The organism is Acinetobacter sp. YH16032 (assembly GCF_013417345.1).
In the GTDB taxonomy this organism is placed as follows: Bacteria; Pseudomonadota; Gammaproteobacteria; order Pseudomonadales; family Moraxellaceae; genus Acinetobacter.
Genome location: NZ_VPEE01000066.1, coordinates 1 through 5,594 on the forward strand (window position 1 = coordinate 1; position 5,594 = coordinate 5,594).

Sequence of the window (5,594 nt, forward strand, 5' to 3'; positions counted from 1 at the left end):
TGCATTACTTCGTCACTGCGCCTGGCTACCGTAAATTAACTACGCAGTTCAACATCGAAGGTGATGAATACCTTTGGGATGACTTTGCATTTGCAACGCGTGATGGCTTAGTGGCAACTGCTGTAGATGTAACTGATGAAGCTGAAATTGCTCGTCGTGGTCTAAAAGGTGCGTTCAAACATATTCAATTTGACATTGAATTAGTGAAAGACGTTGAAGGTGCGCCTTCTACTGAAGTTGAACGCCGCCGCGCATCAGCTTAAATCAATTAGTCGGAATCGGGATAAGTCAATTATCCCGATGACTTCCCCTCAATTTGGAAAGTCGGAGAACGTCCATGCCACGTATTCCTGTAATTAATACCAGCCATTTAGATCGTCTTGATGAGTTACTTGTAGACAACTTTGAGACAGGTGAGTTTAAACTTCATCGTTCAGTTTTCACTGATCAAGCCCTTTTTGACCTTGAAATGAAATACATCTTTGAGGGTAATTGGGTTTACTTGGCACACGAAAGCCAAATTCCAAATAACAATGATTATTACACGACACACATCGGTCGTCAGCCAATCGTGATTGCTCGTAACCGTCAAGGCGAGCTAAATGCAATGATCAATGCGTGTTCACACCGTGGTGCACAACTTTGCCGTAACAAACGTGGTAATAAGGCTACTTATACTTGCCCATTCCATGGTTGGACATTCAATAACTCAGGCAAACTTTTAAAAGTTAAAGACCCAACAGATGCTGGTTATTCTGACTGCTTCAACAAAGAAGGATCACATGATCTTAAGAAAGTTGCACGTTTTGAAAGTTATAAAGGCTTCTTATTCGGTAGCTTAAACCCAGACGTCTTGCCATTAGAAGAATTCTTAGGTGAAACGACTAAAATTATCGATATGATCGTGGGTCAGTCTGATCAAGGTTTAGAAGTTTTACGTGGTGCCTCAACTTATACATACGAAGGAAACTGGAAACTCACTGCTGAAAATGGTGCAGATGGTTACCATGTATCTGCAGTTCACTGGAATTATGCTGCGACTACGCAACAACGTAAAGAAAAACAAGCTGGCGACAACATCCGTGCAATGAGCGCAGGTTCTTGGGGTAAACAAGGCGGTGGTTCTTACGGTTTTGAAAATGGTCACATGTTGCTTTGGACACAATGGGCTAACCCTGAAGACCGCCCTAACTTCCCTAAAGCAGATGAATACTCTGAGAAATTCGGTCCTGCTATGTCGAAGTGGATGATCGAGCGCTCACGTAACCTTTGCTTATATCCAAACGTTTATTTGATGGATCAGTTCGGTTCACAAATCCGTGTACTTCGCCCAATTGCTGTCGATAAAACTGAAGTAACAATTTACTGCATCGCACCTGTAGGTGAAGAGCCAGAAGCTCGCGCACGCCGTATTCGCCAATATGAAGATTTCTTCAATGCTTCAGGTATGGCGACACCAGATGACTTAGAAGAATTCCGTGCATGTCAAGCAGGTTATGCTGGTATCGAACTTGAGTGGAACGATATGTGCCGTGGCTCAAAGCATTGGATCAATGGCCCAGATGATGCAGCAAACGAAATTGGTCTAAAACCTAAACTTTCAGGCGTTAAAACTGAAGACGAAGGTTTATACCTTGCGCAACATCAACATTGGTTAGAAGAAATGAAACGTGCGATTAAAGCAGAACAAGCTTTAGCTGAACAAGGAGATAACGCATGAGTAACGCGAATCTTGAAGCAACTTTAGAATCAGTGAGCCAGTTCTTATTTAAAGAAGCGCGCCTACTTGATGATGAACAGTGGGATGAATGGTTAGAGTGCTATGCACCTACAGCATCGTTCTGGATGCCATCTTGGGATGACTACAATACATTAACTGAAGATCCTCAATCAGAAATCTCGTTAATTTATTATCCAGATCGTCAAGGTTTAGAAGACCGCGTGTTCCGTATCAAAACTGAACGCTCTTCTGCAACAATGCCTGATACACGTACAAGCCACAATATTAACAACATTGAAATTCTTGAACGTCATGAAGATAAGGTTGTTGTTCGTTTCAACTGGAACACTTTAAGTTACCGCTACCAAAAGTCGTACAGCTACTTCGGCATGTCACGCTACGAAATCAATTTGTCTGGTGAAAAACCACAAATTTTAAATAAATATGTGGTACTCAAAAATGATTACATCAATCAAGTAATCGACGTATATCACCTGTAATTAGTAAATAACAAGTTCAGTAACTACCAAATGGAATTTTGGTAGTTACACCAAAAAATTGTTCAAAAGATTCTTAAAGGATATTCAGCCATGTCAAACCATAATGTTGCACTTCAATTTGAAGATGGCGTAACCCGATTTATTTCAGTTGCACAAGGCGAAACGCTTTCTGACGCTGCATATCGTCAAAAGATTAATATTCCGCTGGATTGCCGTGATGGTGCATGTGGTACTTGTCGAGCTTTTTGTGAGTCTGGCAGCTATGACATGCCTGAAGAAACTTATATTGAAGATGCACTTACACCAGAAGAGGCTGAGCAAGGCTATATCTTAGCTTGCCAGTGCCGTCCTACTTCAGATGCAGTTTTCCAAATTCAAGCATCATCTGATGTATGCAAAACTCAAATTCATCAATATCAAGGTACACTTTCTCGTGTAGAAAACTTATCTGAATCTACAATTACCTTTGATATTCAACTAGACGAGGGTCAGCCAGATATCAATTTCCTTGCTGGTCAGTATGTAAATGTAGGTATACCTGGATCAACTGAAACACGTTCATACTCTTTCAGCTCTAAGCCAGGCAACCGTTTGACCGGCTTTGTTGTTCGTAACGTTCCTAACGGTAAAATGAGTAGCTTCTTAAGCACCGAAGCGAAAGTCGGCGACAAAATGACATTCACTGGTCCATTTGGTAGCTTCTACTTACGTAATGTAGTACGCCCTGTAGTAATGCTTGCTGGTGGTACAGGTATTGCTCCATTTATGTCGATGCTTCAAGTATTAGAAGAAAAAGGTTCTGAACATCCAGTACGTTTAGTTTTTGGTGTAACCAATGACTTTGACCTAGTTGCTATTGAAGAACTCAACAAACTTCAAGAAAAACTTGATTGGTTTGAATACCGTACCGTAGTTGCAAACCCAGAATCTGCACACGAACGTAAAGGTTATGTGACAGGTCACATTGAAACTGAATGGCTCAACGGTGGTGATGTAGACGTTTACCTCTGTGGTCCTGTTCCTATGGTAGATGCAGTTCGTGGTTGGTTAGATGCTGAAGGCATTAAACCTGCAAACTTCTTATTCGAAAAATTCTCTGCGAATTAAAGTGGAGAGGAACATGAACCAAAGATTTGAAAATAAAATCGTAATCGTTACTGGTGCCGCTCAAGGCATCGGTCGCGGTGTTGCTCTTCAAGCAGCTAGCGAAGGTGCAAAAGTTGTACTGGCTGACCGTGCTGAATACGTGACGACCACACTTGAAGAAATTACGACTCAAGGTGGCACAGGTGTTACTGTCTTAGCTGATCTTGAAACCTATGCTGGTGCACAATCTGTTGTAAATAAAGCGATCGAGACTTATGGCCGAATTGATGTGCTGATCAACAATGTTGGTGGTGCGATTTGGATGAAACCTTTTGAAGAGTTTTCTGAAGAGGAAATTATTAAAGAGATCAATCGTTCTTTATTTCCTACTTTATGGAGTTGTCGTGCAGTTTTACCACACATGCAACACCAAAAATCTGGTGTGATCGTGAATGTATCATCTATCGCCACATGTGGAATTAACCGTCTTCCATATTCTGCGGCTAAGGGTGGTGTAAATAGTTTTACTCAATCAATGGCATTTGCACATGCTAAAGATGGTATCCGCATCAATGCTGTGGCTACAGGTGGTACTGAAGCTCCACCACGTGTAATTCCACGTAATACTTCACCACTATCTGAGCAAGATCAAGCTTGGATGCAAGAAGTGGTTGATCAAACAATTGACCGCAGCTACATGAAACGCTATGGCACTATTCAAGAACAAGTAAATGCTATTTTGTTCCTTGCTTCAGATGAGTCTTCATACATTACAGGTACAGTCGTACCTGTAGGTGGTGGTGATCAGGGTTAACCCTGATCACGGACTCTTTAAATTCACAGGATCATTGACGCAAGGAGGCAAATACAATGGCAACCCTGTTTAAAACACTAAAAGAAGATTGGTCTATTTCCGCCACTGTCGCCGGCTTTTTAGCTGTATTGATTTCATATGCCGGACCATTAATTATTTTCTTTCAAGCAGCACAACAAGCCCAAGTTTCCCCAGACATGATGATTTCATGGATTTGGGGTATCTCAATTGGTGCTGCTGTAGCTGGAATTCTATTATCAATAAAGTTTAAAGTTCCTGTCATTACCGCTTGGTCGGCACCTGGTACTGCTCTGCTAGTCACACTTTTTCCAGATATATCACTGAATGAAGCAGTTGCTGCATATATCACTACAGCTGTAGTGATTTTCATCATTGGTATTACCGGATATTTCGACAAACTATTGGCTTTGATACCGCAATCAGTGGCTGCAGGAATGATGGCTGGTATCTTATGTCAGTTCGGATTTGGTCTTTTTACCGCGACTAATACCATGCCATATATTGTGTTTGGAATGCTTATTTCGTATCTGATTGCTAAGCGTTTAACACCTCGATATGCCATGCTTTTTGTATTGGCAGCTGGTATTTTCATGAGTTTAGTCCTCGGAAAATTCAATGCTGTGAATATGGAGTTTTCACTTGCAATACCCCAATTCATTGCGCCCGAGTGGACGCTTAACTCTTTTCTAAATCTTGCAGTACCTCTTATTTTAGTCAGCCTTTCTGGTCAATTTTTACCTGGCATGGCAATTTTGAAATTAAGTGGCTATGACATTCAAGCAAAACCCATTATTACCACTACCAGTATCGCATCGTTAGCTGTTGCTTGTGTGGGCGGGATCACCATTGTCCTGGCATCAATCACAGCCGCACTCTGTACAGGTAAAGATGCACATGAGCTCAAAGAGAAACGTTATATCGCAGGTATTGCGAACGGTATTTTCTATATTTTAGGTGGTTTATTTGCAGGCAGCATTGTGATGCTCTTTAGCTTACTGCCTAAAGAACTTGTTGCTGCATTAGCAGGTTTAGCACTTTTAGGTGCTATTGCTACAAATTTACACGTTGCTATGTTCCAAGAAAAGGATCGTGACGCAGCTCTCCTTACTTTCTTGGCGACTGTTTCAGGCATGCAATTTTTAGGTTTAAGTTCAGTTTTTTGGGGAATCTGTATTGGTATTTTAGCGCACGTGATTTTAACGAAGCGTCAAAATACTACCCCATCATCGTCTACATCGACCTGATCCTATTAAAGGTAAATGTAGATCGTTTGTTTAGGAAGTGATTATGATTGATAAAAGCTCAGCGTCTTTAACCGAAGCCCTCTCCCAAATTAAAGACGGTTCAACCATTATGATTGGTGGGTTTGGTACCGCAGGTCAGCCTGCTGAACTCATCGATGGCTTAATTGAACTCGGTATTAAAGACTTAGTGATCGTCAACAACAACGCAG

The 5,594-nt window shown here is 41.4% G+C and carries 6 protein-coding genes and 1 pseudogene; all 7 read left to right on the top strand.

What is annotated here, in order from left to right; translation table 11 throughout:
- Positions 1-263: pseudogene (locus FTV32_RS15640) on the top strand (catechol 1,2-dioxygenase); the annotation flags it as partial.
- Between the two features lie 74 nt (positions 264-337).
- The gene (benA, locus tag FTV32_RS15645) at positions 338-1,720 is read left to right on the top strand and encodes a benzoate 1,2-dioxygenase large subunit (protein WP_035270495.1); all 1,383 of its coding nucleotides are present in this window, start codon (positions 338-340) and stop codon (positions 1,718-1,720) included.
- On the top strand, positions 1,717-2,220 hold the full coding sequence (benB, locus tag FTV32_RS15650) for a benzoate 1,2-dioxygenase small subunit (protein WP_035270498.1): 504 nt from the start codon (positions 1,717-1,719) through the stop codon (positions 2,218-2,220). Before benA ends, benB begins: the two co-directional genes overlap by 4 nt.
- Before the next feature lie 90 nt (positions 2,221-2,310).
- Positions 2,311-3,327, top strand: a complete 1,017-nt coding sequence (gene benC / locus FTV32_RS15655; protein WP_180029080.1) for a benzoate 1,2-dioxygenase electron transfer component BenC — start codon at positions 2,311-2,313, stop codon at positions 3,325-3,327.
- Between the two features lie 13 nt (positions 3,328-3,340).
- On the top strand, positions 3,341-4,120 hold the full coding sequence (locus FTV32_RS15660; RefSeq protein WP_180029081.1) for a 1,6-dihydroxycyclohexa-2,4-diene-1-carboxylate dehydrogenase: 780 nt from the start codon (positions 3,341-3,343) through the stop codon (positions 4,118-4,120).
- A gap of 56 nt (positions 4,121-4,176) precedes the next feature.
- On the top strand, positions 4,177-5,385 hold the full coding sequence (benE, locus tag FTV32_RS15665; protein ID WP_180000663.1) for a benzoate/H(+) symporter BenE: 1,209 nt from the start codon (positions 4,177-4,179) through the stop codon (positions 5,383-5,385).
- A gap of 43 nt (positions 5,386-5,428) precedes the next feature.
- Positions 5,429-5,594, top strand: a 166-nt coding sequence (locus FTV32_RS15670) for a CoA-transferase (protein WP_306669949.1), incomplete at its 3' end; no start/stop codon positions are given.

Excerpts from the sequence above, each read along its gene's own strand:
- benE (WP_180000663.1), top strand. The coding sequence starts at position 4,177 with ATGGCAACCCTGTTTAAAACACTAAAAGAAGATTGGTCTATTTCCGCC.
- benA (WP_035270495.1), top strand. The coding sequence starts at position 338 with ATGCCACGTATTCCTGTAATTAATACCAGCCATTTAGATCGTCTTGAT.
- FTV32_RS15660 (WP_180029081.1), top strand. The coding sequence starts at position 3,341 with ATGAACCAAAGATTTGAAAATAAAATCGTAATCGTTACTGGTGCCGCT.
- benB (WP_035270498.1), top strand. The coding sequence starts at position 1,717 with ATGAGTAACGCGAATCTTGAAGCAACTTTAGAATCAGTGAGCCAGTTC.
- benC (WP_180029080.1), top strand. The coding sequence starts at position 2,311 with ATGTCAAACCATAATGTTGCACTTCAATTTGAAGATGGCGTAACCCGA.